This is a genomic window from Rhodospirillales bacterium, assembly GCA_018666775.1.
Lineage (GTDB): Bacteria > Pseudomonadota > Alphaproteobacteria > SMXQ01 > SMXQ01 > JABIXC01.
Genome location: JABIXC010000007.1, coordinates 332,191 through 359,160, shown reverse-complemented (window position 1 = coordinate 359,160; position 26,970 = coordinate 332,191). Strand labels below are relative to the sequence as shown.

General features: G+C 53.8%; 21 protein-coding genes. 15 read left to right on the top strand and 6 right to left on the bottom strand.

The features are described 5' to 3' along the window. Positions 1-62: 62 nt before the first annotated feature. Both HOJ08_03940 and HOJ08_03935 read left to right on the top strand, forming a co-directional pair. Positions 63-2,366, top strand: a complete 2,304-nt coding sequence (locus HOJ08_03940) for a xanthine dehydrogenase family protein molybdopterin-binding subunit (GenBank protein MBT5672590.1) — start codon at positions 63-65, stop codon at positions 2,364-2,366. Positions 2,367-2,428: 62 nt separating this feature from the next. Further along, positions 2,429-4,075, top strand: a complete 1,647-nt coding sequence (locus tag HOJ08_03935) for a SulP family inorganic anion transporter (protein ID MBT5672589.1) — start codon at positions 2,429-2,431, stop codon at positions 4,073-4,075. On the opposite strand, the gene HOJ08_03930 is transcribed toward HOJ08_03935, so the two are convergent. Continuing rightward, entirely contained in the window at positions 4,072-5,010 is a 939-nt protein-coding gene (locus HOJ08_03930) for an MBL fold metallo-hydrolase (protein MBT5672588.1), read from the bottom strand. The genes HOJ08_03935 and HOJ08_03930 overlap by 4 nt on opposite strands. Positions 5,011-5,285: 275 nt before the next feature. Between HOJ08_03930 and HOJ08_03925 the strand changes: the two genes are divergently transcribed. The 9 genes from HOJ08_03925 to HOJ08_03885 all read left to right on the top strand — a co-directional run bounded on the left by HOJ08_03925 (position 5,286) and on the right by HOJ08_03885 (position 16,923). Then, on the top strand, positions 5,286-6,521 hold the full coding sequence (locus HOJ08_03925) for a Rieske 2Fe-2S domain-containing protein (protein ID MBT5672587.1): 1,236 nt from the start codon (positions 5,286-5,288) through the stop codon (positions 6,519-6,521). Between the two features lie 43 nt (positions 6,522-6,564). Continuing rightward, positions 6,565-8,205: a thiamine pyrophosphate-requiring protein gene (locus tag HOJ08_03920; protein MBT5672586.1), complete on the top strand. Its 1,641-nt coding sequence runs from the start codon at positions 6,565-6,567 to the stop codon at positions 8,203-8,205. Between the two features lie 210 nt (positions 8,206-8,415). Continuing rightward, positions 8,416-9,594: an ABC transporter ATP-binding protein gene (locus HOJ08_03915; protein ID MBT5672585.1), complete on the top strand. Its 1,179-nt coding sequence runs from the start codon at positions 8,416-8,418 to the stop codon at positions 9,592-9,594. A gap of 40 nt (positions 9,595-9,634) precedes the next feature. Continuing rightward, a complete protein-coding gene (locus HOJ08_03910) occupies positions 9,635-10,798 on the top strand; it encodes an extracellular solute-binding protein (GenBank protein ID MBT5672584.1) in 1,164 nt (387 codons plus the stop codon). A 97-nt stretch (positions 10,799-10,895) separates the two neighbouring features. Beyond that, a complete protein-coding gene (locus tag HOJ08_03905) occupies positions 10,896-12,638 on the top strand; it encodes an iron ABC transporter permease (GenBank protein ID MBT5672583.1) in 1,743 nt (580 codons plus the stop codon). Between the two features lie 191 nt (positions 12,639-12,829). Beyond that, the gene (locus tag HOJ08_03900; protein MBT5672582.1) at positions 12,830-13,690 is read left to right on the top strand and encodes a xanthine dehydrogenase family protein subunit M; all 861 of its coding nucleotides are present in this window, start codon (positions 12,830-12,832) and stop codon (positions 13,688-13,690) included. Beyond that, positions 13,690-14,166 carry a (2Fe-2S)-binding protein gene (locus HOJ08_03895; protein MBT5672581.1) on the top strand — a complete coding sequence of 159 codons (477 nt, stop codon included), beginning with the start codon at positions 13,690-13,692 and terminating at the stop codon, positions 14,164-14,166. The genes HOJ08_03900 and HOJ08_03895 overlap by 1 nt, the downstream gene beginning before the upstream one ends. A 2-nt stretch (positions 14,167-14,168) precedes the next feature. After that, positions 14,169-16,499, top strand: coding sequence for a xanthine dehydrogenase family protein molybdopterin-binding subunit (locus HOJ08_03890; GenBank protein ID MBT5672580.1), 2,331 nt, complete (start codon positions 14,169-14,171; stop codon positions 16,497-16,499). A gap of 25 nt (positions 16,500-16,524) precedes the next feature. Further along, the gene (locus tag HOJ08_03885) at positions 16,525-16,923 is read left to right on the top strand and encodes a DUF427 domain-containing protein (GenBank protein MBT5672579.1); all 399 of its coding nucleotides are present in this window, start codon (positions 16,525-16,527) and stop codon (positions 16,921-16,923) included. Positions 16,924-16,946: 23 nt separating this feature from the next. Here HOJ08_03885 and HOJ08_03880 read toward each other — a convergent pair whose 3' ends face one another. Continuing rightward, entirely contained in the window at positions 16,947-18,122 is a 1,176-nt protein-coding gene (locus HOJ08_03880; GenBank protein ID MBT5672578.1) for an alpha-hydroxy-acid oxidizing protein, read from the bottom strand. Between the two features lie 124 nt (positions 18,123-18,246). On the opposite strand from HOJ08_03880, the gene HOJ08_03875 reads away from it, so the two are divergent. Then, a complete protein-coding gene (locus HOJ08_03875; protein ID MBT5672577.1) occupies positions 18,247-18,837 on the top strand; it encodes a hypothetical protein in 591 nt (196 codons plus the stop codon). Between the two features lie 24 nt (positions 18,838-18,861). Here the strand turns inward: HOJ08_03875 and HOJ08_03870 are convergent, their stop codons facing one another. Both HOJ08_03870 and HOJ08_03865 read right to left on the bottom strand, forming a co-directional pair. After that, on the bottom strand, positions 18,862-20,049 hold the full coding sequence (locus HOJ08_03870) for an acyl-CoA dehydrogenase (GenBank protein ID MBT5672576.1): 1,188 nt from the start codon (positions 20,047-20,049) through the stop codon (positions 18,862-18,864). 22 nt (positions 20,050-20,071) lie between these two features. After that, a complete protein-coding gene (locus HOJ08_03865) occupies positions 20,072-21,124 on the bottom strand; it encodes an amidohydrolase family protein (protein ID MBT5672575.1) in 1,053 nt (350 codons plus the stop codon). Between the two features lie 208 nt (positions 21,125-21,332). Between HOJ08_03865 and HOJ08_03860 the strand changes: the two genes are divergently transcribed. The 3 genes from HOJ08_03860 (at position 21,333) to HOJ08_03850 (ending at position 24,585) form a co-directional block, all read left to right on the top strand. After that, complete coding sequence (locus HOJ08_03860; GenBank protein ID MBT5672574.1) at positions 21,333-22,526, top strand: flavin-dependent monooxygenase; 1,194 nt, start codon at positions 21,333-21,335, stop codon at positions 22,524-22,526. Between the two features lie 30 nt (positions 22,527-22,556). After that, positions 22,557-23,633 (top strand): cupin domain-containing protein, encoded by a 1,077-nt coding sequence (locus tag HOJ08_03855; protein ID MBT5672573.1) that lies wholly within the window; start codon positions 22,557-22,559, stop codon positions 23,631-23,633. A gap of 106 nt (positions 23,634-23,739) precedes the next feature. Further along, positions 23,740-24,585 carry an IclR family transcriptional regulator gene (locus HOJ08_03850; protein ID MBT5672572.1) on the top strand — a complete coding sequence of 282 codons (846 nt, stop codon included), beginning with the start codon at positions 23,740-23,742 and terminating at the stop codon, positions 24,583-24,585. Between the two features lie 15 nt (positions 24,586-24,600). On the opposite strand, the gene HOJ08_03845 is transcribed toward HOJ08_03850, so the two are convergent. Both HOJ08_03845 and HOJ08_03840 read right to left on the bottom strand, forming a co-directional pair. Then, positions 24,601-26,196 (bottom strand): UbiD family decarboxylase, encoded by a 1,596-nt coding sequence (locus tag HOJ08_03845; protein MBT5672571.1) that lies wholly within the window; start codon positions 26,194-26,196, stop codon positions 24,601-24,603. Positions 26,197-26,218: 22 nt separating this feature from the next. Continuing rightward, positions 26,219-26,968, bottom strand: a complete 750-nt coding sequence (locus HOJ08_03840) for a hypothetical protein (protein ID MBT5672570.1) — start codon at positions 26,966-26,968, stop codon at positions 26,219-26,221. Between the last annotated feature and the right edge of the window lie 2 nt (positions 26,969-26,970).

Below are 26,970 nucleotides of genomic sequence, written 5' to 3'. Positions count from 1 at the left end.
TGCCGGGCCTTTCTTTTTATGGGGAACGTGATCATACTTGATGCGTGCAATTTGGAGAGAATATGGTGATAGGCGCATCCATTCGCCGCAAAGAAGACCCACGCCTTTTGACGGGGGCCGGCTGCTTTACCGACGATATAAACCGCCCCAATCAGGCCTATGGGGCATTTGTTCGCTCCCCCCATGCCCATGCAGACATTTTGTCTATTAACAAGACAACCGCCCTGAAAATGCCCGGCGTCCTGGGGGTATATGATTTTCAGGATATGGCATCGAAGGGCTGCGCTGAAATTTCCACCGGCATTGCAGGGCGCGGTGATGGGTATCCCAGCCTTGATGGCTCTCCCATGGCTGATCCGCCCTATTATGTGTTGGCCAATGGCCGGGCCCGTTATGTGGGGGAACCCGTGGCCATGGTGATTGCTACCTGCCCTGAAGGGGCAACCGCTGCGGCAGAGGCGATTTTCGTTGATTATCAAAGCTTGATCCCGGTCACGATTGCCAATCAGGCCGACCGACCAGATCAGCCGCAATTGTGGCCAGAGGCAAAATTGAACACCTGTTATAACTGGGGCTCAGGGGATGGGGACGCCGTATCCCGGGCCCTTGATGCCAGCGATCACGTCACCATTTTGGATGTTGAAATCCCCCGTGTGGTGCCCAGTTTTCTGGAACCCCGCGCAGCCATGGCCGATTATGATGGCCAATCGGGCCGGTTTGAGCTTTACGTTGGCTGTCAGGGCATCCATGGATTGCGCGATAAATTGGCAGAGGCCCTTGGGGTGGGCGCGGATCGGGTGCGGGTGGTGTCGCTGGATGTTGGCGGTGCCTTCGGGGCACGCAGCGTTATCTATCCTGAATATCTGGCTCTGGCGTGGGCCGCGCGCGAAATTGCCCGCCCCATTAAATGGACGGCCACCCGGGCCGAAGATTTCGTCACCACAACGCAAGGCCGCGATAATTTTCTCCGTGGTGAGCTGGGCCAAGATGGCATGGGCAAATTTTTGGCATTGCGTGTCACCGGACACAGCAATATGGGGGCGCGCCACACCGGCAATGGGCCGTATTCGGTGATGCGAAACCTTGCGCGAATGTTGCCCGGGACGTATCGGACCCCGGCGGTTTATATGGCTTTGAAGGGCGTGTTCACAAACACCGTCCCGGTCAGTTCCTATCGGGGCGTTGGTCGGATGGAAGCTATTTTTGTGATGGAGCGTCTGGTTGATCGGGCGGCAAAAGAAACCGGATTTGACCGCATTGAATTGCGCCGTAAAAATTTAATCCGATCCCATCTGATGCCATATGAAACCCCCATGGGGGCGGTTTATGACAGCGGCAATTATGTATCCAACATGGAAAAGGCCATGGAGGCGGCTAATTGGGATGGCTTTCCAGATCGCCGTGAAACATCTGCGCGCGCGGGCCTGCTGCGTGGCATCGGGATTTGCAATTACATAGAAGGTGCCGGTGGCGGGGCGGGGGAATATGCCGCCATTGAGATCGATGAAACGGGCATGGCAGAAGTTCGTGCCGGTTGCGTCGATCAGGGCCAGGGCCATCAAACATCCCTGTCCCAAATTGCCGCCGATCATTTGGGCATCGGGGTTGACCAGGTGGTGGTGGCCGCATCGGACACAGATGTGATCGCCGATGGGGTTGGCACCAATGCATCGCGTTCCATGGTGCGTGCCGGCGAAGCGCTGGTGGTGGCATGTGGTCGTTTGATTGATCAGGGCCGCGAAGCCGCCGCGCTATTGTTGCAGGCCAACAAAGAAGACGTGATTTATGATCATGGGCGCTATTTGATCGGAGATCGAGAGATCGGGCTGGCCGACATTGCAAAACAGTCTCGGTTTTTTGCCGAATATCGTTCCCACGCCGATGCGGTGACCTTTCCCAATGGCTGTCATGTTTGTGAAGTTGAGATCGACCCGGAAACCGGGGCCCTGATCGTGGTGGCGTTTACAGCCGTTGATGATGTGGGGGTGGCCATCAACCCACCCATTGTTGATGGTCAATCCCAAGGCGCTATTGCTCAGGGCATTGGTCAGGGGCTGATGGAATGCAGCGTTGTCGATCCTAAAACCGGGCAAATGTTATCGGGGTCATATCTCGATTACGCCATGCCCCGGGCAAATGATCTGCCATCCCTGAAACCCATCGCCAATAATTCCCCCAGCCCCACCAATTCGATGGGGGTCAAGGGTGCGGGCGAAGGCGGCACCACCGGTGCGCCAGCCGCCGTGATCAATGCGGTGCTGGATGCCCTGTCTTTCCATGGGGTCACCGACATCACCATGCCAGCAACGCCCTATCGCATCTGGGCTGCAATTAGGGATGGTTCTGTTATGGAGGCGGGCGAATAATCTTATGGGGTGTCCAACACAATTGACTTGTCGCGTCGTTCAGGGTTTTTTACCCCTCAATCTTGTGCTGGTTAAAGGGGCCTCTATTGTTTGATCTAAAGACCATACGCGGCGATATTTTCGGGGGTGTTACGGCGGCTGTGGTGGCCTTGCCTTTGGCGCTGGCCTTTGGTGTGGCCTCTGGGTTGGGGCCCATTGCTGGCCTATATGGTGCCATTGCCGTTGGTTTTTTCGCCGCGGTCTTTGGTGGCACCTCGTCCCAGATTTCAGGGCCAACGGGCCCCATGACGGTGGTGATGGCGGTTATTGTTGCCGAACATGCCAATGCCCTGTCCGAAGCGTTGATGATCGTTTTCTTAAGCGGCATCATCCAGATCATGTTTGGTGCCTTGCGCATTGGCCGGTTCGTTTCCTATACGCCCTATTCGGTGGTGTCAGGCTTCATGTCAGGGATCGGGGTGATCATCATCATGATCCAGATCCTGCCATTTTTTGGCCTGCCCGCCGCACCCGGGGGCACCATTGGTGCCATCAATGCCATTCCAGACGTAATGTCTGCATTTAACCGGGATGCGCTAATGCTTGGCGGCATATCCCTTGGCATCATGATTTTCTGGCCAAAGCCATTGCGTGCCATGCTTCCCCCGCCCTTGGCGGCGCTAATCATCGGCACGGTTCTGGGGGTTTTCTGGTTTGGTGCGGCTCCGGTGATCGGGATGGTTCCCATGGGATTGCCCGATATCCAGCTCGATTTTATACCCATCGATAAATTTATGACCCTGATCCAGCCCGCGTTGATCCTTGCCTTACTGGGTTCCATCGACAGTTTGTTGACGTCTTTGGTCGCCGATTCCATTACCCGCACCCGGCATAATTCCAACAAGGAACTGATTGGCCAGGGCATCGGCAATATGGTTTCAGGCCTGATCGGTGGCCTGCCCGGAGCCGGGGCGACCATGCGTACCGTGGTCAATGTGCGGGCCGGGGGCACGACCAAATTATCGGGCGCCATTCATGCCCTTATTCTTTTGGCACTGGTGATGGGCTTGGCCCCGCTGGCTGAGAAAATACCCCATGCGGTTCTGGCGGGCATTCTGCTTAAGGTCGGTTGGGACATCATTGATTGGGCGCATTTGAAACGCGGCCATCGCGCGCCCCGGGATAAAATTCTGGTGATGTTTGTCACCTTTGGCTTAACCGTCTTTGTGGATTTGATCACGGCAGTTGCAACGGGGTTAATTCTGGCAGGCTTTGTCACTGCGCGCTGGATGGAAACCGAAGAATTAAAAGGCGTGACGGCGATTGCGCTGAGCGAAAAAGACATCGGGTTAGATGACGTGGAACGGGCAGAATTTGAAAAACTGGAAGGCCAGGTTGGTCTGGTGACCTTGCGGGGCCAGTTTTCCTACGCATCGGCCCGTGAACTGGCACAGCGGGTTGGTATTGCCGGGGCAGGCCACAAAGTGATCATTTATGATTTCACCCATGCCGCCCATGTGGATACCAGTGCGGCCTTGGCCATTGAATCCTTGTTGGTGACCGCCGCCCATGAACACGTAGGCTGCCTTGTTGCCGGGCTATCAGGTTCAGCCGAAAAAACCCTTGAATCTCTAGGCGTTTTGGAAAACTTACCCCCAGAACACATCGTCCCAACCCGCCTCAAAGCGATCGAAGTCGCAGCAACCTTGCTGTCCGAGCATTCGGCCTAAAGGCCGCGATCATGAAGTTGGTGCCAGAACCGTTTGATGAAGTTGCGCAGCCGTGAGCTGCGGCGGTAGTGGGCGAATTCTTTGGGCATGTTTTTCTTGAGCTCGCGGTAAATCTGGCTGGGGGATTTACCCTGTTTGATCCGTTTTGCCACTTCGTTGCGCATGACGACGAAATAGCGCTTTTGTTCCTGAAGGTCCGCAATGCCCCGGTTGACATGAACCGGACCATGGCCCGGGACAAAGGTATCAACGGGCAGGTTGCGGGCGGTGATGTTGTCAATAATCTTGATCCAGCCACTGACCTTTGAATAGGAGCTTTCGCCCGAACTGCCTTGGCCGGGATGAATTTCCGTATCTAAAATATCGCCCGCAAGAAAGACGCGCTTTTGTGGAATATAGATGGTGGTGTCGCCGGTGGAATGGCCGTGGCCTTCATGGCGAATTTGAAAGGTAAGCCCGCCCATATAGAGGGTGAGGGATTTTTCAAAACCCAATGTCGGGCGAACAAGTTTTTTGCCTTTATAAGATTGGCGTTCTTCGGTGCGGCGTGCAAATTCTTTGCCTTCCTGCATGAACAGGTCGCGGACCTGATTTTTATGGGCAATGTAGATGGGTTTGTCGGCCTGAAAATGCATGGCCCCGGTGGAATGGTCGCCGGCGGAATGCGATGACACTAAATAGCGCACCGGCTTGTCTGTTTTCTTGCGGATGGCGGCCAGAACCTGATCGGCGGTGCGGATATCAAAATCCAGAACCAGAACGCCTTCTTTGGTGACAACGAAGGTTGAATTGGACGAGCCACGGCCATTTTCCATCATGTAAACCCCGTCGGTGACGGTGCGCAGGGTCATCTTGTCTGCGGCATTTGTGGGCGTGGATACAAACGCAGAAATACTGGCGGCAAAAACCGCAATGGCAACGATATGGCGAAGCATTTTATTTCTCCCTGTTCAAGGCAGGGCTTAAACCCTGCCATTTTGGGGCGCAATGTTGTCATTCATTCTTATTTTAAGCGCCGCTTGCAGGGACTATAGCCAGATTCCGGTGAGGGCAGCATATAAAAGGCCCCGTTGCATATGGCAGGATTATCGTTTGGCCCGGCCCGCCAGATCATTTAGAATTGCCCGGATGCCTTGGGATATAACCCGGGCCAATGAACAAGGCCCCATAAGGGGCTGGCGATCAGGGGATCGGTTAAGGGAGAAGGTTTATGCTTTCAGCAGAAGAAAACGAATTGTTGACCCGCGTTGGCCCGGGCACGCCCATGGGCAACTTGATCCGGCGCTATTGGGTGCCGGTGGTGTTTTCCGACCAGATTAAAGAGCCGGGATCTGCGCCCGTGCGGGCGCGACTGCTCTCAGAAGATCTGGTGGTTTTCCGCGACACCGAAGGCAATGTCGGGCTTTTGGATGAAAAGTGCCCCCATCGCACCGCATCGATGTTTTATGGCCGCAATGAAGATTGCGGGCTGCGCTGTATCTATCACGGCATCAAATTTGACATTCATGGCGATTGCACGGACGTGCCCTGCCTGCCACCGGGTAGCACCGATGGCCAGACCGATGCGGTCAAGAAACAGCTGAAAATCAAATCATATCCGTGTATTGAGCGCGGCGACATGGTCTGGGCCTATATGGGGCCGCCGGAACATATGCCGGAATTTCCCGATCTGGAATGGGCAAAGCTGCGGCCTGCCCAAAAATTTCCCACCCGCCATATTCAGGAATGCAATTGGTTGCAGGGCCTGGAAGGCGGCTTTGATGCGCCGCATCTCACCTTCCTCCATGGCGGCTCTGCCGAGCCCAGCCGCCGCATCGTGCCATCGGTTTACGAAGTTGTGCCCATGGATTTTGGGTTTGTCGTTGGCACCGGCCGTGACATGGGCGGCGATGATTATTTATGGAACATCAATGTGATGTTGATGCCGTTCCATAAAATTATCTCATCGGTGCCCCATGCCGCCCATATGTGGATGCCCATCGATGATGAACACACCATGCTCTACAGCATCGATTTCAATCCAGACCGTGATTTCGTGCCCGAAGATGTCGCCCGGTCCAAGGCATGGAAGGGCATTCATACGGAAAATACCCCGGGCACCGATCATGCCACCATGAACAAAGAAAACGATTACATGATCAACCGCGAGCTCCAAGCCAGTGGCGGCTCCTATTCAGGTATGCGAGGGCTGGGCATTCAGGATTGTGCCGTTCAGGAATCCATGGGGCCGATCGAAGACCGGACCATGGAGCATCTGTTGCCCGGTGATGCGGCCATTGCCAAAATTCGCCATTTGCTGCTGGAAACCCTGAAGGACATGGAAGCGGGTAAGCCCTTGCCGGGCACTGATCCTAAAAGCTTTCGGGTGCGGTCAACACGATATGAAGCCCCCAAAGAAGAACCCTTCATCAATCAATTAGAAGACCGTGTTCGGGCCGACGCCTGATTGCGCCCGTTAAAAAACTTACATTAATCAGAAAGAGACCATTATGAACGGTGCTGACGTTGTTGCCGAAATTCTTAAGCGCGAAGGCACGGAATTTCTTGCCTGTTATCCTCGCAACCCTTTGATCGAATCCTGTGCGGCCATTGATATCCGCCCGGTGTTGTGCCGTCAGGAACGGGTTGGGGTTGGCATGGCAGATGGATTTTCGCGCATGCGCCGTGGTCGCCAGAACGGCGTGTTTGCCGCCCAGCATGGGCCGGGCATCGAAAATGCCTTCGCCGGTGTGGCTCAGGCCTATTCGGAAAATGTGCCCTTATTGGTTATCCCTGCCGGTTTTCCGGGTCCGCGCCAAAGTGTGAATCCAACCTTTCGTGCCGCCGAAGTGTTTCGCCCGGTCACCAAATATTCGGCCATGGCCCACACCGTTGGCGAATTGCCAGACCTGATGCGCCGCGCCTTTCAGGCCATGCGTTCGGGCAAGGGTGGCCCCGTCATGGTGGAAATTCCGACCGATGTGTTTGATGCGGAATATAATGGCGACATTAATTACACCCCGGTGCCAATGATGCGATCGGCCCCGGACCCGGAATCGGTAAAGACGGCGGCAACCATGCTGTTGGCTGCCAAAAATCCGATCCTCTGGGCGGGACAAGGCGTTATTTATGCCGGTGCCGGTGCTAAATTATTGGCGCTGGCCGAATTGATCGCAGCCCCCGTGGCGTGCACCAATCCCGGCAAAAGTGCGGTTCCCGATAACCACCCTCTTTCTCTTGGTGGGTCCACGCGGTCGCGCTCGAAAATGTATGCGGAATTCATGAAACGCGCCGATCTGGTGATGGCGGTTGGTTCCAGCTTGACCCGGACATCCTTTGGGCCGCCTTTGCCCGATGGCAAGACGTTGATCCATTCGACCAATGATTTTAGTGACATCAACAAAGACATGCCCACCGATCTTGGTTTGATGGGGGATGCGGAATTGGTGGTTGATGCGTTGATCGAAGAAATTGCGCGTCAGAAAAAGGCCGATGACGGTAGTGCGCTTTCCGGCTTAAAAGACGAAATCGCCGCCATCAAAAAAGAATGGCTGGCCGAATGGGCAGACCATCTTTCATCCGATGAAGTGCCCATCAACCAGTATCGGGTGATCAGTGAATTGATGCGTGCTGTTGATCGGGACAATGTGATCATCACCCATGAATCAGGCAGCCCCCGCGAACAGCTTTTACCATTTTGGGAAACCACCCAGGCGGGCTCTTACATGGGTTGGGGTAAATCCACCCAGTTGGGGTATGGCCTTGGCCTGATCCTTGGTGCGAAATTGGCCAACCCGGACAAACTCTGCATTAATGTGATGGGCGATTGTTCCTTTGGCATGACGGGGATGGATATTGAAACCGCATCGCGCAATGGCATTGGCATTTTGACGGTGGTGTTTAACAACTCGGTCATGGCGTGCGAACGCGGTGTCATGGAAACGTCCACGGCCAAATATGATGCCCTGAATGTTGGTGGGAATTATTCCAAGGTGGCAGAAGGCCTGAACGTTGCATCCCGGCGGGTCGATAGCCCAAATGACATTCAATCGGCGATAAAAACTGCCATTGATACCACCGAAAAAGGCCAACCCTTCTTGTTGGAGATTGTTGCCAAAGAGGGATACGATTTTTCACGCTATCAGTATTAAAAAACATCAATAAGGCTGTGCCGGGCAACCGGGAACAAGGCCGGATTATAGGAAATTTATGGGGGTGGGCCTGATCGGGCCCACCCTTTTTCATTATTTACCTTGGAAGCAAGGGAGTGAGCCGTTAGGCTTCATTTAAGTGCATGGGGGCTTTGCGGGGTCTCTAAAATGCCGAAACGATTAAAACAGGTGAGGACATAAAAGGTGAGTGTGGCGGACAATCCATCCCGGTCAGAGCCAGCAATCCGGCTCGTTAATTTATCGAAAACCTATCCCGGGAATTCGGAGAAAGCTGTCGATGGGCTTTCCCTTGAAATCGCCGATGGAGAGATGTTTACCCTTTTAGGGCCGAGCGGGTGCGGCAAAAGCACAACGCTTCGCATGGTTGCCGGTTTGGAAGAACCCGATGAAGGGTCCATCTATTTTGGCGGCAAGGCTGTGGTCTTGACGGATCAAAATTTTTCACTGCCGCCCGATAAACGCAATCTTGGCATGGTGTTCCAGTCTTATGCCATCTGGCCCCATATGACGGTGGGTGAAAACGTCGGGTTTCCTCTAAAGGCACAGAAATTTCCAGCGGCCGAAATTGGTCCCCGGGTTTCCAAGATATTGGAACTTGTGGGCATGGGCGGCATGGAAGATCGCCCGGGGCCATTGTTGTCTGGTGGTCAACAACAGCGCGTGGCGCTGGCCCGGGCATTGGTGACAGAACCCCGCATTCTTTTGCTGGATGAACCCTTTTCAAACCTTGATGCAAAATTGCGCGAACAGATGCGCCTGGAGGTTCGCCAATTGCAGCAACGCCTCAACATTGCCGTTCTTTTCGTGACCCATGACCAGATCGAAGCCCTCAGCCTTTCTGACCATATTGCCCTGATGAAGTTTGGGGTGGTGCAGCAACAAGGGGCACCCAGAACGCTGTACGAAGCCCCCATCAATGAGTTTGTACGCGATTTTGTGGGCAGAACCCTTTTGTTCAGGGGCACGGTGCGCTCTGAAACGGGTGAGGGACAGATAACGGTCGGCATTGATGGCGGGCCAAACTGTGTTGTTACTGGGCCGACCTGTCACACAGATGGCACCCAGTCCGCCAATGGCAAAGACCATGGGAAATCCGTCTTTGTCGGGGTGCGTCCGGAAGACGTGAGCTTGTCGCGCAATACCGGTGATGTTGTCCCACCGAACAGCATTGGTGGAACCGTGCTGGCGGCGTTGTTTATAGGTGAGCGGTTTGAATACCAAATTGCCGTTGATGATCAGCGAACCATTATTTTATACGGTGAACGGCACGAGCCGTTGGAAGAAAAGGATAAAATTTGGTTGTCCCTGCGCCCCGATGGGCACAGCATTTGGTCAACCGATGTTTCAGAAAGTGAGCAGGAAGCCTAATAATCTTGTTTTGATTGAAATGAAAAAGGGAGCAAAAAAGATGTTTAAAAAAATTCTTATCAGTGCGGCCCCGGCAGCTTTGGCGGCGTTGGTTGCCGTGCCATCCGTTGTTTATGGGGCTGACGTAACTGTCAGAGATACCCAGGTTGCACAAAGTTCAGAATGGAAGGCGCTGGTTCGTGCCGCCAAACGCGAAGGCAAGGTGGAACTGATCCTTGGTGGCCAGATGCCGCGTAAATTGCGCAAAATCATGCCTGAATTTACCAAAAAATATGGCATCAAGGTCAATGCCCAAACCGGCAGCAGCCGCAGGCATGCCGCCCGTATTCTGGCCGAGCGAAAATCTGGCAAATACACTGCCGATGTCTGGATCGGGGGGGCCAACAGCGGCCTATCCATCCTGTTGCCCAACAAGATGATTCAGCCGTTGGATAAACTTTTGATCGATCCAGAAGTTAAAAATCCAAAGCGCTGGTATCAGGGCAAACACCATTATACCGACCCAAAGGGCCGTTATATTTTTACCTGGGGCGCATCGCCCGCATACGTGATCGCCATTAACACCAACATGGTGAAGGTGGATGAAATCCAGTCTTATTGGGATTTGTTGAAGCCCAAATGGAAGGGCAAAATTGTTGCCCGTTCACCGGCGCGTCGCGGTTCCGGTGCGAGCAGCGTGCCGATGTTGCTGAACCCGCAAATTGGTGAAAAATGGTTCACGAAATTTGCCACAGAAATGGATGTGACCATCACCCGGGATTCGCGCCAAGGTGCTGAATGGTTGGCCCTTGGCCGGTATGCCATTGGCATGTTCGGCATCAATAACCCGTCGGTGAAATTGGCCCGCGAAGGGTTCCCCGTGAAACCTTATCTGCCACAGATTATGAAAGAGGGCGAAATTCTTTCCGCATCTGCTGCCAATATAATGTCGGTCAGTAAACCTGCCAATCCAAAGGCTGCTCAATTGTTCATTAACTGGGCGCTGAGCAAGGAAGGTCAGTCGATCTTTATCAAGACGGGTGAAACATCGGATTCCATGCGCGTGGATGTGGACAAGAACCTGATTGCAAAACAGTACTGGATCAGGCCAGACCGTAAATACTACGTCGCCTTTTCCGATCCTAAATTTATCAATAATCAAAGGAAGCTGTTGAAAAAGCTTCGCAAGATTATGAAAAAAGGCCGGAAGAAAAGAAAAAAATAACAAGACGCAACAAACATTGATACCCGGGGCCTGCTGATGACAATCGCGCACAGGTCCCGGGTTAGTTTTTGTACGTTGAATTAGAAAAGCCCTGAACGTGACCGATTCGAAGTCGTCTGATCCAAACATGGTGAAAAAACCCCCCATCGGGATGGGGCATTTCATCATGTCTCTTTTGATCCTGTTTTTCAGTTTCTACATTATCTATCCCGTCATCCTGATTTTTATTCAGAGCTTTAATGTCGCGGGTCATATCGTTGGCACCTATGAATTCAGTTTTGCCAATTGGATCGCGGCCTTCAAAGAGCCGGATGTTTTAGAAAGCCTTTACAATACGGTTCTGGTTTTTGTCTGTTACACGTCCATCAGTTTTCCGTTGGCCGTGATTATTGCCTGGGTTCTGGCACGCACCCCCATTCCATTTTCCCGTAGCCTTGAATTCATGTTCTGGGTGTCCTTTATGTTGCCCGCCCTCACCACGACCATTGGCTGGTCCCTTTTGCTGGACCCATATTTTGGGTTTATCAATGTTTGGGCAAAGAACCTGTTTTCCCTGAAGGGGCCAATGTTCGATATCTACAGCGTCGAAGGCATTGTCTTTGCCCATTTGATGGGCAATGCGCTTTCTCAAAAGGTCATGCTGTTAACGCCGGCGTTCCGCAATATGAACGCGACCCTGGAAGAAGCCGGACGGGTCAGTGGTGCCGGGCGCATCCGAACAATGATCCGCATCACCCTTCCCGTGATGATCCCTGCCATGGTGGTTGTCTTCATGCTGAACCTTGTCCGCATGTTTAACACGTTCGAGATTGAACAGATTCTGGGCACCCCCATCCGGTTTTTTGTCTATTCCACCCAACTGTTTGATTACATCCGCGAAGTGGAACCCCCGGCATATGGCGAAGCGACGGCGCTAGCCAGTTTGACGCTTTTGATTATTTTGATGATCATTCCAGTGCAGCGCTGGTTGATGTCGCGGCGCCAATACACCACCATCAGCGGGGATTACAAACCCGGGCTGGTGCATATGGGCGCTGCCCAGAAACCCGCTTTCTGGCTGATTTGCTTCATGGTGGCGCTGCTGACCATTGTTCCTGTGCTGACGCTTTTGGGCGGCAGTTTCATGACGCGGGCCGGGTTCTTTCAGGCCACCCCCACCTATACGTTAAGCCATTGGCAAACGGTGCTGACGGACCCGATTTTCTTCCGCGCCTTCCAGACCACGATCACGCTTTCCATGGCGACGGCGATCATCTCGCCCCTTCTGTTTTCCATGGTGGCCTATATTTTGGTGCGGCGGCGTTGGCCGGGCAAAGCCTTGCTCGACACCATTTTTTGGGCCAGTGCCGGGATTCCGGGCATTTTGTCAGGCCTTGGGCTGCTTTGGGTCATTACCGGAACAGCAGGGCTCAGCTGGCTTTATGGCACCATCTGGATATTGATCATTGTCGTCATCCTTCAGGGAAAACTGACCAGTATCCAGATGTTCAAGAGCATCTTTTTACAAATGGGCGATGATATGGAAGAGGCGGCCCGTGTGGCCGGGGCAGGGTGGTTTTATACCTATTTCAGAATCTGGCTGCCCTTGATTGCGCCGACGATGGTTTTGATGGGGATTTTGAATTTTGTCATTGCCGCCGGCTCAACCGGCAGCGTTATCTTGCTGGCCAGCCGGGATACCGTGACCTTGTCGCTTTTGGCGCTGGAATATATGACCACGTCCACGGGCGGGGCCAGAGAAGTCGCTGGAATCATCAGCCTGTTCATCGTTGCCATGACCGCAGGCCTTGCCCTGATTGCCCGCTGGTTTGGCTTTCAGGTGGGTGTGAAAGACCGCTAGCACACGCATATCGTGCAAGGTGTGGGAAAGGCGTCGAATTTCCTGTTATCTATCCAAAATTCCCTGTATTTTCCCGGAAAAGGTGGGTGTTGTGGTTGAAAGTGAATCGCTTTTATCTGCAAACTGCACCATGATCTGCAGGCAATGCCTGAAGCAACGGGCAAGAGGGAGAGCATAAAACGATGAATGATTTGCGTTATGAAACGCCGGAAACCCTGGATGCAGCAGTCGCGCTGCTGGCAGGGGCTGATGGGGTAACCAAGATCATGGCAGGGGGCACCGATGTTTTGGTGCAATTGCATGCCGATATGATAGAGCCCGACCTTCTGGTCGATCTTAAAAAAATTCCCGAACTGACCCAGATAGCCGAAGAAAACGGCGGCTGGCGTGTTGGTGCTGCGGTTCCCATCATGGCATTGATGGACGTGGAAGCCTTTTGCACAACATGGCCGGGTGTCATCGAAGGCGCAAAGCTGATCGGTTCAATCCAGGTTAAGGGCCGGGCCACCTTGGGCGGCAATCTTTGTAATGCGTCCCCCGGTGCAGACAGTGTGCCTGCGGTGATGGTTGCAGGTGCCGTGGCCAGCATCATTGGCCCATCGGGCCAGCGGGAACTGCCCGCAGAAGACGTGGCCATTGCACCGGGCAAGACAGCACTGGAAAAGGGCGAATTCGTCACATCCTTGTTTTTCCCCAAACGCCCACCCCATTCAGGGGATTGCTATCAGCGGTTCACGCCACGCACGGAAATGGACATTGCCGTTGTGGGTGTCGGGATCAACCTGACTTTGGATGATGATGGCACCTGTACGGCGGCGCGTGTGGCGCTGGGTGCGGTTGCTGCGCGGGCCCTTTTGGTTGAAGAAGCCGCCAATACATTGATCGGCACCAAAGTGGATGATGCGGCCCTTGCGGCATTGGCGGCGGCTGCCAGTGCAGCGAGCAAGCCCATCGATGACAAACGCGGGACCAAAGAGTTTCGAATTAAACTGAGTGGCGTGCTGGCAAAGCGCGTGGCCCAGGTCGCATTAGACAGAGCGAGGCAGAATTAATGGCAAGAAATCATGTAACCACCACCATCAATGGTGATGAATACGAATATCTATGCGACACGGAACAGACCCTACTGGATTGTCTTCGCGATGAATTGTTTCTGACAGGCACCAAAGAAGGGTGTGCGTCGGGCGATTGCGGAGCATGCAATGTTGTTCTGGATGGGACACTGGTTTGTTCCTGTCTGGTGTTGGGTGTTGAAGCCGAAGGAAAATCCATCGAGACCATCGAAGGCCTTGCTGACGGCGAAAAATTGCACCCGTTGCAGCAGAATTTTCTGGAACTGAACGGTTTGCAATGCGGCATTTGTACGCCGGGTATCCTGATCGCGGCCAAAGCGCTTTTGGAACGCAATCCCGATCCCACGGAAATTGAAATTCGGTTCTGGCTGGCAGGGAATCTCTGCCGGTGCACCGGTTATGACAAGGTCATTCGTTCGGTTCAGGCAGCAGCCGCCGAAATGAGGAAGGGTTAATCATGGCAGTCGATAAAGATGAAGATCACGGTCCAAGCCTGGGCAGCGATAATGGAGAATTCAGCGATTTAGGCTTTGACCCAGATCGTAAACTGAAAGTCGTTGGCACATCCCCTATCAAACCCGATGGGGTGGATAAGGTCACCGGGCGCGCCAAATTTGGCAGCGATATTAATCTGCCGAGCATGTTGGTTGGCAAGATTCTGCGAAGCCCTCATGCCCATGCGATCATCAAATCCATCGATACGTCTGAGGCTGAAAAATTCCCGGGCGTTAAAGCGGTTTGTACCCGTGACGATTTTCCGGAACTTCCCCCCGGTGGCATATTCGATGGCAGCTACAACGCCATGGCACGGGAAAAGGTGTTTTATGATGGCCATGCGGTTGCCGGCGTTGCTGCTACCAGTGAAAAAATTGCCAAAGCGGCGTTAAAGCTGATCAAGGTTGAATACGAAGTCCTGCCCCATGTCATCGATGTGATGGATGCGGCCAGTGATGATGCGCCAATATTGTTTCCTAACAATCGGCCCAAGGGCATCGATGGTTGGCCAAAGGATAAACAGAGCAACATTCTGGAACGTGCAGAATGGGCCATGGGCGATGTGGATAAAGGCTTCGAAGATGCCGATATCATCGTCGAGCATGAATTTGATACCAAACCCATGCATCAGGGCTATATCGAACCACAATCCTGTGTTGCCAATTACACCGAAGACGGACAGGTTGAATTATGGACCTGTACCCAGGCGCATTTTGTGTATCGTTCGCGCCTTGCGGCCATGCTCAAGATGGATATTTCGCGCATCCGCGTGACGGCAACGGAACTCGGCGGCGGGTTTGGTGGAAAGACCACCCTTTATGGTGAACCTTTGGCGATTGTTTTGTCGCGCAAGGCGAACCGGCCGGTGAAGATTTCCCTGACCCGTTCCGAAGTTCTGCGCGCTACTGGCCCCGTGGCGGGCACCCATTCCCGAATTAAAATTGGTGTCACCAAAGACGGGAAATTCACCGCTGCCGAAGCAGAAATGCATTTCCAAACAGGCCCCTTCACGGGCTCTGCCTACACCAATGCCCCGCAGGCAATTTTCACGCGCTATGATCTGACCAATGTGCGTGCCTGGGGGTTTGAAGTCGTTTCAAACCGGCCAAAGGTAAGCGCATTCCGCGCGCCTTGTGTGCCGCCCATCGTCTTTGGTGTTGAATCTGTGGTCGATGAATTGGCTGAAAAACTGGGCATGGATCCCATTGATCTGCGCCTCAAAAACGCAGCCGTAGAAGGCTACACAACGATTTATGGGGATACCTTTGGCCCCATCGGTTTTGTGGAAACGCTGGAAGCCGCTAAAATACATCCCCATTACAAAGCACCCTTGGCGCCTGGTCAGGGTAGAGGCGTGGGTTGTGGGTTCTGGTTTAACAGAGGCGGTGAAACCACGGCATCTTTGAACATCACCCCCGATGGTTCCATCAATCTGATGCTGGGCAATCCTGATGTAGCAGGATCGCGGGGCTCAATTGCCATGATGGCAGCCGAAGAACTGGGCGTGCCCTTTGAAAAGGTTCGCCCCATCATCGGCGATACATCGGCCTTGGGTTACAACCATTCCACCGTTGGATCGCGCGTGACGTTTTCGGCTGGTATGGCCATTGTGCGCGCTGCGCGTAATGCCATCAAAGTCCTGTGCCAGCGTGCCGCTGTGACATGGGATGTGCCCGAAGACAGCGTCATTTTTGAAGATGGCTATGTCCGCCCGGCAAGCACCAATGTCGGTGATTTTGAACCGCTTTCCATTGCTGATATCGCAAAAAATGCGGGCAAAACGGGTGGTGCCATTGCGGGCCATGCGGAAATCAACGCAACCGGTGCGGGGCCGGGCTTCGGGGTTCATCTCTGCGATGTGGATGTGGATCGTGAAACCGGTTTGGTCAAAATCTTGCGCTATACCGTAGTGGAAGATGCGGGCAAAGCCATCAATCCAAAACAGGTTGAAGGCCAGTTCCAGGGCGGTGCGGTTCAGGGCATCGGCTGGGCGTTGAACGAGGAATACATCTACACCAAGGAAGGCCATATGGATAATACGGGCTTCCTGGATTATCGTATTCCAGTTGCGTCTGATATGCCGATGATTGATACCCAAATTATCGAAGTACCCAATCCGAAGCATCCCTATGGGTTGCGGGGCGTTGGCGAAGTGCCGGTGGTGCCAACCTTGGCAACGGTTGCCAATGCGGTGGCCAGTGCCATTGGGGTCAGGCCCAGGTCTCTGCCTATGTCGCCGCCCAAGGTTCTGAAATTGATTGAGGGAACGCAAGCCAAGGCAGCAGCGGAATAGGGTTTCTGTCTATCAGGAAAGGCCAATGCAAATGACGGGTGAACCGGAAAAGGTGTACCGCAACAAGTGGGAAGAAAATCCCGATTTTCACATGAAATATGATGTGGGAGATCATTCCGTTGTGGTGACGTTTTCCGGTGAGACCATTGCTGAAAGCAGTGGCGCAAAATTCCTGCTTGAAGCGGATCGCACCCCGGTTCTTTACGTGCCCGTGGCAGATGTGCGTCAGGATTTATTGGAACGCACCGACACCCACAGCCATTGTCACTGGAAGGGCCATTGCAGCTATTACTCGATTAAGGCCGGTGGAAAACTGTCAGAAAATGCCCTCTGGGCCTATGAAGACCCTTACCCCGAAGCCGGGTTTATGAAGGGCTATGTGTCCTTCCATCCCGACCGGGTGGATGAAATTACCCAGTCCTGAATTTCTGTAACGGATTGATTTTCCTACTGATATCGCTTCAGGCTTATCTTTGAAAAGATGTCGTCGGTGACTTCTTCGACGCGTCGGCAGCCGACATAGGCCATGGTCTTTTCAAATTCTGACCGCAATATGGAAATCACTTTGCTGGCCCCCGCCTCTCCGCCGGTCGAGATGCCATACAGGGTGGCACGACCCGTCAAAACCGCATCGGCACCAAGGCCCAGCGCTTTGACCATATCGCTGCCACGGCGCACGCCGGAATCCAGAATAACGGTCGTTTTATTTCCAACGGCGGCAACCACTTCGGGCAGGATGTCCATGGTTGGTGCGGCGGCATCCAGTGCGCGCCCACCATGGTTGGAAACCACCACGGCATCGGCCCCATGTTCCACGGCCAAGCGGGCATCTTCTTCACGCAAAACACCCTTGACGATCAGCTTGCCCGGCCAGAATTCGCGCAATTTCTCAATGTCTTTCCAGTTCATGGCGTGGTGGCGTTGGGGTCTTAATTCGCCTTTCCCAGACGTCACACGGTGGTTGTATTTATCAGGATAGTTTTCGTGTCGCGGCATGCCCGTGGTTAAAAGATAGCGAAAAATCGTGTCTACCAGCCATTGAGGATGCAGGGTCATATCGGCCAAAAACCGGGGGGTGATGGTAAAGGGGATGGTAAATCCATTGCGGCGGTTGTATTCGCGGTTATTGCCAAGTGCGCCATCAATGGTGACCACCAATCCTTCAAAGCCCGCATCGCGCGCGCGCGCGATCATTTCGTATGACAGGTCTTGTTCTTTCCACATGTACAACTGAAACCACAACCGCCCGCCGGCTTCTTTGGCGATGGTTTCCATGGATGTGATGGACCCGGTTGCCAGGGTGAATGGAATGCCGGCTTTGGCGGCGGCCTTGGCAAGGGCCAGTTCACCTTGATACCAGCACAGCCCCGCGACGCCTGTTGGCGCGATGATCATGGGCAATTCGCTGCGTTTACCCAAAAGCTCAAGCCCCATGTCACGGTCGGTCAAATCGACCATGAATTTGGTTCTAAGCTTTAATTGGCGGAATGCTTCGCGGTTATCGGCAAGGGCAACTTCGTCTTCAGCGCCCCGGTCCAAATATTCAAAAACGCCCTTAGGCAGGCGTTTGCGCGCAACTTTGCGAAAATCGGCAACATTGTAGCATCGGTCCAGTCGTGACATTGAATTTCCACCCTTAATAATATTTTTTTGTGTCTCCCAAACTGCCACGGTAACGAATGGGCTTCAAGAACGGAAATTACCGCGCTATTCTAGGGGTAATTTAAAAAAGGGAGGATTTAGAAAAATGACCGCCAGTGACATAGACAAAGAATCGGGCAGCAGATTGCCCTGGCCCAAACGCGAAGACCTTGAAGGCGAGGCTTTGGCAATTTTTGATCGTTATGCCGGTCCCGATACTGATTCGCTGGCGGGATTGTGGGGGCCGGGTGGCATTAAGCTTCACAGCCCAAAATTATCGCAACATGGCAAAAAATTGACCTATTACCTGCGCAATGAAACAGGCATTGAGACATCCAGCCGGGAACTGGCTATTTTGATTACGGCCCGTCAGGCCGACAGCCAGTTTGAATGGGCCGCCCATGAACCCGAAGGGTTGAGACAGGGCTTGTCCCAAGAAGCCATCGATGTGGTGAAGTTCCGCAAACCCGTGGATGGGCTCAGCGAGGTTGATGCCGTGGTGATCCTGCTGGGTCGCGAAATTTTTGGCGATCACAAGGTCAGCTCGGAAACCTACGCCCGTGCGCTGGCCGTTTTTGGCCGGGCCAAATTGGTCGACCTGGTTTCAATCATGGCCAATTATGCAGGGACAGCCGCGTTGTTATGCGCGTTTGATACCCAATTGAAGCCCGGCGCCATCGTCCTTCCGGTTCCGTGATCGTCTAGACAGCTCTAGACATGCTTAGACTCTGTGGCCCGGGTCCATGCCCATGAAGGCTTGGCCGACGAATTCATAATTGATGACATGGCCCTGTCCTTGTTGAGAAACCGTGTGCATATCGCGGAAACGACGTTCAAACGGGCCGTTTTCAAAGATCGCATTGGTGCCCATGGACTGATAGACAAAATCGACCGCTTCGCGTGCCTGATTGATGGTGTGGGATATGGAAAGTCGTAGCCTTGCGCGTTGGTCCATGTTTGGCATCTGGCCTGCTGAAAACACGTCCCAGGTTTCACCGATTATTTCTATCAAGAATGCACGCGATGACCGGACTTTGGCTTCTGCCTGACCAAGGCCAGACTGGATGACGCCGTTTTCTCGTAGCACGCTGCTGGCACCAGCGCCGGTTTTGGCCATGGCGACGGGGACGAATTCATCCAGCATGGCGCGCGCAATGCCCAGGGCGATGCCAGCAAAGCCCATACCATAGATGGTCAACAGGGGCACGCTGTACAGGGGGCCATCTTCGGCGCGGTCTGGTTGTGAATTGCGCCACGTAGTGTGGCTGTTGGGCACAAACAGGTCTTTGACTTCATAATCATCACTGCCGGTGCCGCGCAGGCCAATCACGTCCCAAACATTGTGCAGGGTGACATCTTTGGCTGGCATTAACATGGTGCGCATCACCTGTTTGCCCGCATCATCTTTTACCGGTGTTTCACCATCGGCTTCAAAAACCGGGGAATGGCCGCCAAACCAGGTGGCATAGGGGGCACCACTGGCAAACCGCCAGCGCCCGGTTGCCTTGTAGCCGCCATCGCATAAAACGGCCTTGTTCCCCGGCGTGGGTGGGCCCCAGGCCAGAATGCCCGGCGTTTCAAACATTTCTTTTGCGGTTTCATGGGGCACAAAACCGGCCGCTGTGGAACAGCCAAGGCCCTGGCCAAGACACCATGCGGTGCTGGCATCGGCACCGGCAACAATTTCCAAAACTTTCATAAATTCCATGGGGGTGGATTCCCCGCCACCGATGCTTTTTGGCTGCATCATGCGAAACAGCCCTTGATCATGAAGCGCTTTCATCACGGCTTGCGGCACCCGTCTTTCGCTTTCGGTCTGATCAGAAGCGGTCGCAATCATGGGGGCCAGCGCGCGCGCGCGTTCTGGCCAATCAACCCCGTCCAGCTTGTTTTTTGCAGTGTCACTCATGAAAAATTCCTTTTTTAATTTTTTATTGAAGGGCGTAAAGCCTGCTTGGGTTGGTCTCCAGAATGGATTTCAAAATGGCGGGCGGGATATTGCCATCTTCGCTCATGCGTTTCAGGGCCTGGACTTCTGTTGCTGAATCCTTGTGCCCATAATCGGTGCCGACAACCAGATTATCACTGCCCAGTTCTTCCAGCAGCCAGTTGAGGTCATCGCTTTTCTGGGTGGTGATGAAAAAATGATTGTCATCCAATATATGATCGCTCATGCGCCGGCCTTGGCGTTCAATGCGCATTTTCGCTTCACCCAGCATATAGGGCACCCATTGGGCGCTGGCTTCGATAAAGGCCCAGTGTAAATTCGGGAACCGTTCCGGAATGCCCCGAACCAGAACATCCAGAAATGCCGCCATGACCGGAAATTTGAAAATCAACATGCCGGCATCGCGGGAAAAGGAATTGTGATTGGCAAAACTGTTGTTGCCCGCGTGAAAGGTGATGGCAAGCCCCAGTTCTTCTGCCATTGCATACAGGGGAAAGAAGTATCGGTGCCCTGCCAGCATTTCACATTCAAAGCCCCGCATGAAAATACCCACGGCCCCATTGGCTTTGCAAAATTCCAGTTCAGCCCGGACCTTGCCCGGGTCAATCATGGATAACAGGGGCGGCATGGCAACCCAGCGCAGGCGGTTATCAGATTGTTTCCAGATATCGGCAAGCCAGCGGTTATAGCTTTTGACCAGCATCAATTCGACATCGTGTTCCGTGGTCACGGGGCGCAGAAACAGGGTGGGATAGAGCACCTGAATATCCACCCCGATCTCATTCATATGATCGAGCCTGCGTTTTATATCCACCATGTCCCGGGCTTCAACCGGGACATCGCTGCCGACATTGGTTTTGGTCTGGAAATGATCGCCGATCTTCCAGTAATCACGGCGTTGGTTTTCCCGGTACGGCGCCCCATCATTGGGGTCCCGGGTAAAAATCTGAGGACGGAACTCTTGCTCGTCTTCTGACATATAAGACCAGGTGTCCGGCGTCTCAAGCACATGGGCATCGGCGTCGATGGTGGGCATGGCTTCTCTCCCTGACCAGACCATAAGGGTTCATCGGGTCTGGCATTTATTTTTATCATTCCCGTTATTATGACAATTTTTAAAGGGTGGCGAAAGCGGCAGGTTTGTCCATTTTTCAGATAACAATTCTACTTTGCGCCTGAGCGTGTAAAATTGATTTAAATAATCAATAACGGCCCAAAAACGGGCTTTGCCGGGGGAAAATGTCGTGACTGGGGGAAACCCAAAGCCAACACCAGATGAATTGCTGGACCGCGCCCGTGCATTGGTACCCTTGTTGCGGGAAAAGGCGGCATCGGCCGAAGATGCGCGGATGGTATCAAAAGACGTGATGGCAGCCCTTCGGGAAGCGGACCTGTTCCATATTCTGCAGCCAGAACGGTTTGGCGGGTATGAATACGATTTTTCCTGCCTGATGAAAATTTCGTGCGTGCTTGGGGCGGGGTGTGCGTCCACAGCCTGGGTCGCAGGTCTTGCCATCATGCACCAATGGCTGGTGGCCAATTTCCCCCTGCAAGCCCAGGAGGATGTCTGGGGTGATGCCCCCAATGCCATCACCTTTGGGTCTTATTCGCCTATCACGGAGGCCGAAGCCGTTGATGGCGGGTGGCGCATCAGCGGTTCATGGCCCTTTTCTAGCGGCTGTGATCATGGTCAATGGGCATTGCTTGGGGTGCGCATTGCTGATGATGCCGGGGGGGACAAACCGGTGATCGCCTTTGTTCTGGTGCCAGCAAAGGATTACAAAATCGAAGATGACTGGTTTACCACGGCCCTTTCTGCAACGGGCAGCAAGCGGATTGTCTGCAAGGATGTCTTTGTGCCATCGCACCGGCGTCTTGATCTGGAAGATGCAAAGGCCGGGACCAGCCCGGGTGCCAAAGCGCAAGACCGGCCGCTTTACCGCATCCCGATGTTTTCATGTATCCCCACGGCGATCACAGGCCCGGCTCTTGGGGCCTTGAAGGGCGCGCTTGATGATTTTATTGATCTTAATAAAACCCGCAAAACGCTGGCCATGGCGGGGGGGCGTTCCATGGCGGGGTTTGCCGGGGTCCAGACCCGGGTGGCCGAAGCCACGGCCGCCTATGATGCGGCGCGCCTGATGATTTTACGCGACCTGAAAAAAACCAACGATGTGGTCAATGGTGGCGGCGCGGTTGATCTGGACATGCGCATGCGCAATCGATTGACCCATTCCTATATTCTGAAGCTGTGTGTGGGGGCGATTGATGGGCTTTACAGTGTGACGGGGGTGACCGGCACCTATGAAGACAATCGGGTGGGGCGTGCATGGCGCGACATTCATGCCATCTCTCATCACATCAGTTTGAACTGGGATGCGGGGTCCACCATGTATGGCAGTTATGCGCTGGGCCTTGATCCCCACGGGCAATTTTAGGGCCGCATGGCTAAAGGTAGGACATAATTTATGGCTGGAAAGAAAAAAGATAGTGCTGCATCCAGAGATGGTTTTGATCAGGGCGTGCGGGATAAAAACCTGGTCGGGTATTGGATGATCCCATCGCGAACGGTGGGATACCGGGAGCCAACGCCCAGTTATAAGCCATTTTTGTGGGGTTGGGACGACATTCATAAAACCCTGTTCGAAGCAGTCGATCATATTCCGCCCGAAGAAGCGCACCGCCGGTTTATCGGTTTTCAAAACCCGGACCTTGAATTAGGGACCAGCCCCAATCTGGTGCTGGGGGCGCAAATGATATTGGCAGGCGAAATGGCCCCGTGTCATCGCCATACCATGGATGCGGTCCGTTTCGTGGTGGAAGGCAATGGTGAAGGCTGCACGGTGGTGGACGGGGAAAAGTTTTTCATGACCCGGGGTGACTTGATCACCACGCCAAACTGGAGCTGGCATGACCATATCAATAATGGATCAGTTCCAACCATCTGGCTGGATGGGGCAGTGGCACCCTTGATCGTGCATTTCCAGATCGGTTTTGGCGAACCCCATCAATCCCCTCATCAAGACCTGACCCGCGATGTGGGTTGGTCCTCTAAACGCTTTGGCACGTTGCGCCCGGCCACCGTGGGCGGAAAACAGGACCAACCGCCCGCACCCCGTGCTGCGTATTGCTATCCCTGGGCAGAAACCGAAGCCGCCCTTTATGGCTTGGCCGAAGGCGGGGATGAACTGGATGCAGTTGATGGCGCATTTTTGCACTACGTCAATCCAGAGACCGATGGCCCAACCCTGCCGACGGTGGGATGTGACATACAAATGTTGGCGGCGCGCAAAAAATATAGCGCTCACAGACACACCCACGCGGCCATTTATCACGTGTATGAAGGTGAAGGGACCACCGTTATCGGGGATCAGCGGTTTGACTGGAAAAAGGGGGACAGTTTCGTGGTCCCCCTTTGGACCTGGCACGCCCATGAAAACGGATCAGACAAACCGGCCATTCTGTTTTCCATTAATGATGAACCCGTGATGCGGTCTCTTGGGTTCCACAGAGAAGAAGTCAGAGAAGAAGCCGCCCCTGACTAAACGGGTATTTTCAATAGATAGCATTTTGATTATTGGAATCAGCTGCGCATCGGGTATGCTTGATCGGGACACCAAAACGCAACGCTACCCCCCAGGATAAGACAAAATGACAAAGCATTCCCCCATATCTGAGTACACGGCAGGGTTTGAAGACCCCAGATCCCCCAAAAATGCCAATCGTTCTGTGGGTATTGGCCTGTTTATTCTCAAAGCCATGGCGGATATGGGGCGACCGGGCACGTTGGGTGAAATCGCACAGGCCGCAAGGATGCCAGCAAGCCGCACCCACCGTTTTCTGGCGGGCATGATTCAGGCTGGTGCGGTGCGCCAGGACCCGTCATCGAGTCGCTATGATTTTGGCCCATTGTTGGTCACCCTTGGGGTGGCCGCGCTTGGGCGTGTGGATACGGTCAAGATGGGAACGGAGGCTTTGACCAAGCTAACGGCGGAAACCGGATTGGTTTCTGTTTTGGTGGTCTGGGCATCCGATGGCCCTATGGTAATTCGCTGGGAACAAGGTGAATTGGGAACCGCCGTTCGTATCAGAGAAGGGCGGAAATTACCCCTTTTGCGCACCGCCAGCGGGAAGGTCTTTGTCAGTTATCTGCCAGAAGAAAAAACCAAGTCGCTGGTGGAACTTGAACTTGCAGCGCCCCTCCATCAAGCCAGCGGATCAAAAACCCTGACGATAGAAGATGTTGATACCTTGCGCGCGTGCGTGCGTCGTGACGGGGTTGCCGATAACACCGGCGAGAGCGAGCTGGGCATTGTTGGGGTGGCGGCCCCGGTTTTTGGTTCTGATGGCGAAATCATTATGGCAATTTCGCTTATCGGGGTTGCAGGCGTTGTTGATTTAGGCACAGACAGTCAATATGCAAAGAAGCTCAAGGCTGCGGCTGACGACGTATCGGGCAGTTTTGGCGCAAGCCCGAGTGCTGCGATCGCATCTTGATCTAGTCGCTCTAATTTAGTCGATGCGTTTGCGACGTCCGCGCAATTTTTCCCCGGTTTCATAGTGCCGCCCTTCGACCGCAAGCTGGGCTTCTTCTTCCAGCTCTTTGGTCCACGCACCCAGCGAATAGCCATACCACGGGTTTTGTAATTCAAGCCCCGGCAGTTGCAACTCGGCCCATAGTTCCTGGGCGCGTTCCATGTATTCGCGTTTGGGGAGCGAAATGGGTGGGTAAGGCCATGCCATGGTGGCATCAATCATCAGACTGGTATTGCGCGGCATTGCGCCGGCGTCCGTTGCCAACCCCCGGGATTCGCCCGGTGGTGCTAACGAGGGGTCCAGGGCCAACAGGGGGGTGTCGACAATTTTGACATCGCGGTAGGGCTGGTTGCGCCACGCAATGGCCCACATGATGTTTTCAAGGCTGGTGATGTCAATGTCTTCATCAACGGCCACGGCGATCTTGCCGATAAATTTGGTGGTCAAAAGGTCCAGCGCTTTGGCGCCATCGTCGGCTTCGCGTTTCTTTATTTTGATCACGACCAAGGCGTTAGAGCCGGTGCATTCCAGATAATTGACATCGATGACGTTGTCGAACCCGTTATCATGGAGAAACTTTTTGGCCGCCGCTGCGCGCCCGATATGGCGCATTTTACTGCTTTCACTGGGCGGCACCTGACTCAGAATGGCTAAATATGTGGGTTTTTTGCGCATGGTGATGCAGGTGATGTCCATAAAGAAACTGTAATCGCGCTGTGCCATATAGCCCGGAAATTCCCCAAACGGGCCTTCCATTTCCACTTCGCTGGCGGGCACCGTTCCTTCAATGACAATCTCAGCCTCTGCGGGCACCATCAGGTCCTGGGTAAGGCATTTCACCAGCTCAAGCGGTTTTCCGGCAATGGCACCGGCAACATCATATTCACACATGTCATTGGGGATGCGGGTCACGGCGGTATAGGTGACGTGCGGTGGGGCACCAATGACCACGGCGGCGGGCAGGCGCTCATGGCCGGCTTCGCGCCAGGCATCAATGTGGTCGCGCATGCCAACGCCAAGCATGGCAGGCAGGGTACCGATGCGGTTTGGCGCTTTGACCATGCCGCGATAATTACCAAGATTATGCATGCCGGTTTCGGGGTGTTTGGTCACCCAGTGCGAGGCAGAGGTATAGGGTGCATTGTCAAACCCCGGCGTTGAAATGGGAATGGGCAAAAGGGAAAGCCCTTCTTTTTCCAACTGTTCCCCTTTAATCACCACGTCCTGACACGGCCCGCTTTCTACGGTGACGGGGTCGAGCGGTGATTCAAGGGCCTGGAGCCAACGATCCGGAATTTCTTCGGTTGGACAGCCCATGCCCAAGGCGTATATATCAGATGACCCGGCCATGGCAGCGACCAGAACGGGAATGTCATATTTTCGCCCCGTGCTGTCATAGACATTTTCAAACAGAAAGGCTTTACGCTTTTCCTCAGGCAACCCCCTGAACTGGAGGCGGACCAAGGGGTGCAGTTCCGTGTCTTTGTTGACCGGGACTGTGACGCGCACCAGCTTTTCTGCATCATCGAGCACCTGGATGTATTCACTTAAATTTTGGTACGAACGGGCCATGGGCTATTCCCTTATTTTTTAATTAGTGGGTCTTTGCATAGACGCCATCAAGCATCGCACAATAAAGATCCACTGGTGTCAGGGCGCAATATTCAAATGGGTATCCCGGACGTTCATCAAACCCATCTACCATCAGACGGTTGAGGATATGTTTGGTTACCTCTGAATGGGCTTCGCGGCCCAGATGATCTTGGGTATCGGCTTCATGGTGCTTGTGGAAATAATCCGCCTGTTCGGCCGTCAGCCCATAATGGGTGGTCAGGGCGTTAAACCATTTCAGGCAGGAATGGCCAAACGCGCCTTCCCATAAAACTGAAGCCCAGTATTCCTGAAAATTCCCGTCATTGACCAAGGTGCGGTGAAAATCCGTCAACCCGCGGGCTTCAGGCAGCATGGGCTGGGTCAGGATTTGGTCATTGGTCAGACCCAGGGCCTGGCCAGTTGAAAGTAGGATTTTAATGTGCCCCGGAGGTGAGGGATGTCCAAATTCGTCGAGCACCTTGTGGGTATAGGTTTCCATCAGGTCAACGTTGGAAACGAAGAAGGAAAGGTGCTTGTGAAACTGGACCATGTACAAAGAATTGATGACAGGCACGAAGGCCCCCCAGTTTGTATAAAAAAGCTGGAGGGTTTCCATATCAAGTTTGCCGCTGACCAAATCCTGCATGAAGGCCGTTTGTTCGACGGTGTTTTGCCAATGATCAGAAACTTTTTTCTCAAGATCATTGAGGTAGGGGCCGATTTCTTTTTCCGGCATTTTAAAAATGGTCATGT

Coding starts and splice junctions, on each gene's coding strand:
- HOJ08_03940 (MBT5672590.1), top strand. CDS start 63: ATGGTGATAGGCGCATCCATTCGCCGCAAAGAAGACCCACGCCTTTTG.
- HOJ08_03930 (MBT5672588.1), bottom strand. CDS start 5,010: ATGCTTCGCCATATCGTTGCCATTGCGGTTTTTGCCGCCAGTATTTCT.
- HOJ08_03925 (MBT5672587.1), top strand. CDS start 5,286: ATGCTTTCAGCAGAAGAAAACGAATTGTTGACCCGCGTTGGCCCGGGC.
- HOJ08_03920 (MBT5672586.1), top strand. CDS start 6,565: ATGAACGGTGCTGACGTTGTTGCCGAAATTCTTAAGCGCGAAGGCACG.
- HOJ08_03910 (MBT5672584.1), top strand. CDS start 9,635: ATGTTTAAAAAAATTCTTATCAGTGCGGCCCCGGCAGCTTTGGCGGCG.
- HOJ08_03895 (MBT5672581.1), top strand. CDS start 13,690: ATGGCAAGAAATCATGTAACCACCACCATCAATGGTGATGAATACGAA.
- HOJ08_03890 (MBT5672580.1), top strand. CDS start 14,169: ATGGCAGTCGATAAAGATGAAGATCACGGTCCAAGCCTGGGCAGCGAT.
- HOJ08_03885 (MBT5672579.1), top strand. CDS start 16,525: ATGCAAATGACGGGTGAACCGGAAAAGGTGTACCGCAACAAGTGGGAA.
- HOJ08_03880 (MBT5672578.1), bottom strand. CDS start 18,122: ATGTCACGACTGGACCGATGCTACAATGTTGCCGATTTTCGCAAAGTT.
- HOJ08_03875 (MBT5672577.1), top strand. CDS start 18,247: ATGACCGCCAGTGACATAGACAAAGAATCGGGCAGCAGATTGCCCTGG.
- HOJ08_03870 (MBT5672576.1), bottom strand. CDS start 20,049: ATGAGTGACACTGCAAAAAACAAGCTGGACGGGGTTGATTGGCCAGAA.
- HOJ08_03865 (MBT5672575.1), bottom strand. CDS start 21,124: ATGCCCACCATCGACGCCGATGCCCATGTGCTTGAGACGCCGGACACC.
- HOJ08_03855 (MBT5672573.1), top strand. CDS start 22,557: ATGGCTGGAAAGAAAAAAGATAGTGCTGCATCCAGAGATGGTTTTGAT.
- HOJ08_03850 (MBT5672572.1), top strand. CDS start 23,740: ATGACAAAGCATTCCCCCATATCTGAGTACACGGCAGGGTTTGAAGAC.
- HOJ08_03845 (MBT5672571.1), bottom strand. CDS start 26,196: ATGGCCCGTTCGTACCAAAATTTAAGTGAATACATCCAGGTGCTCGAT.
- HOJ08_03840 (MBT5672570.1), bottom strand. CDS start 26,968: ATGACCATTTTTAAAATGCCGGAAAAAGAAATCGGCCCCTACCTCAAT.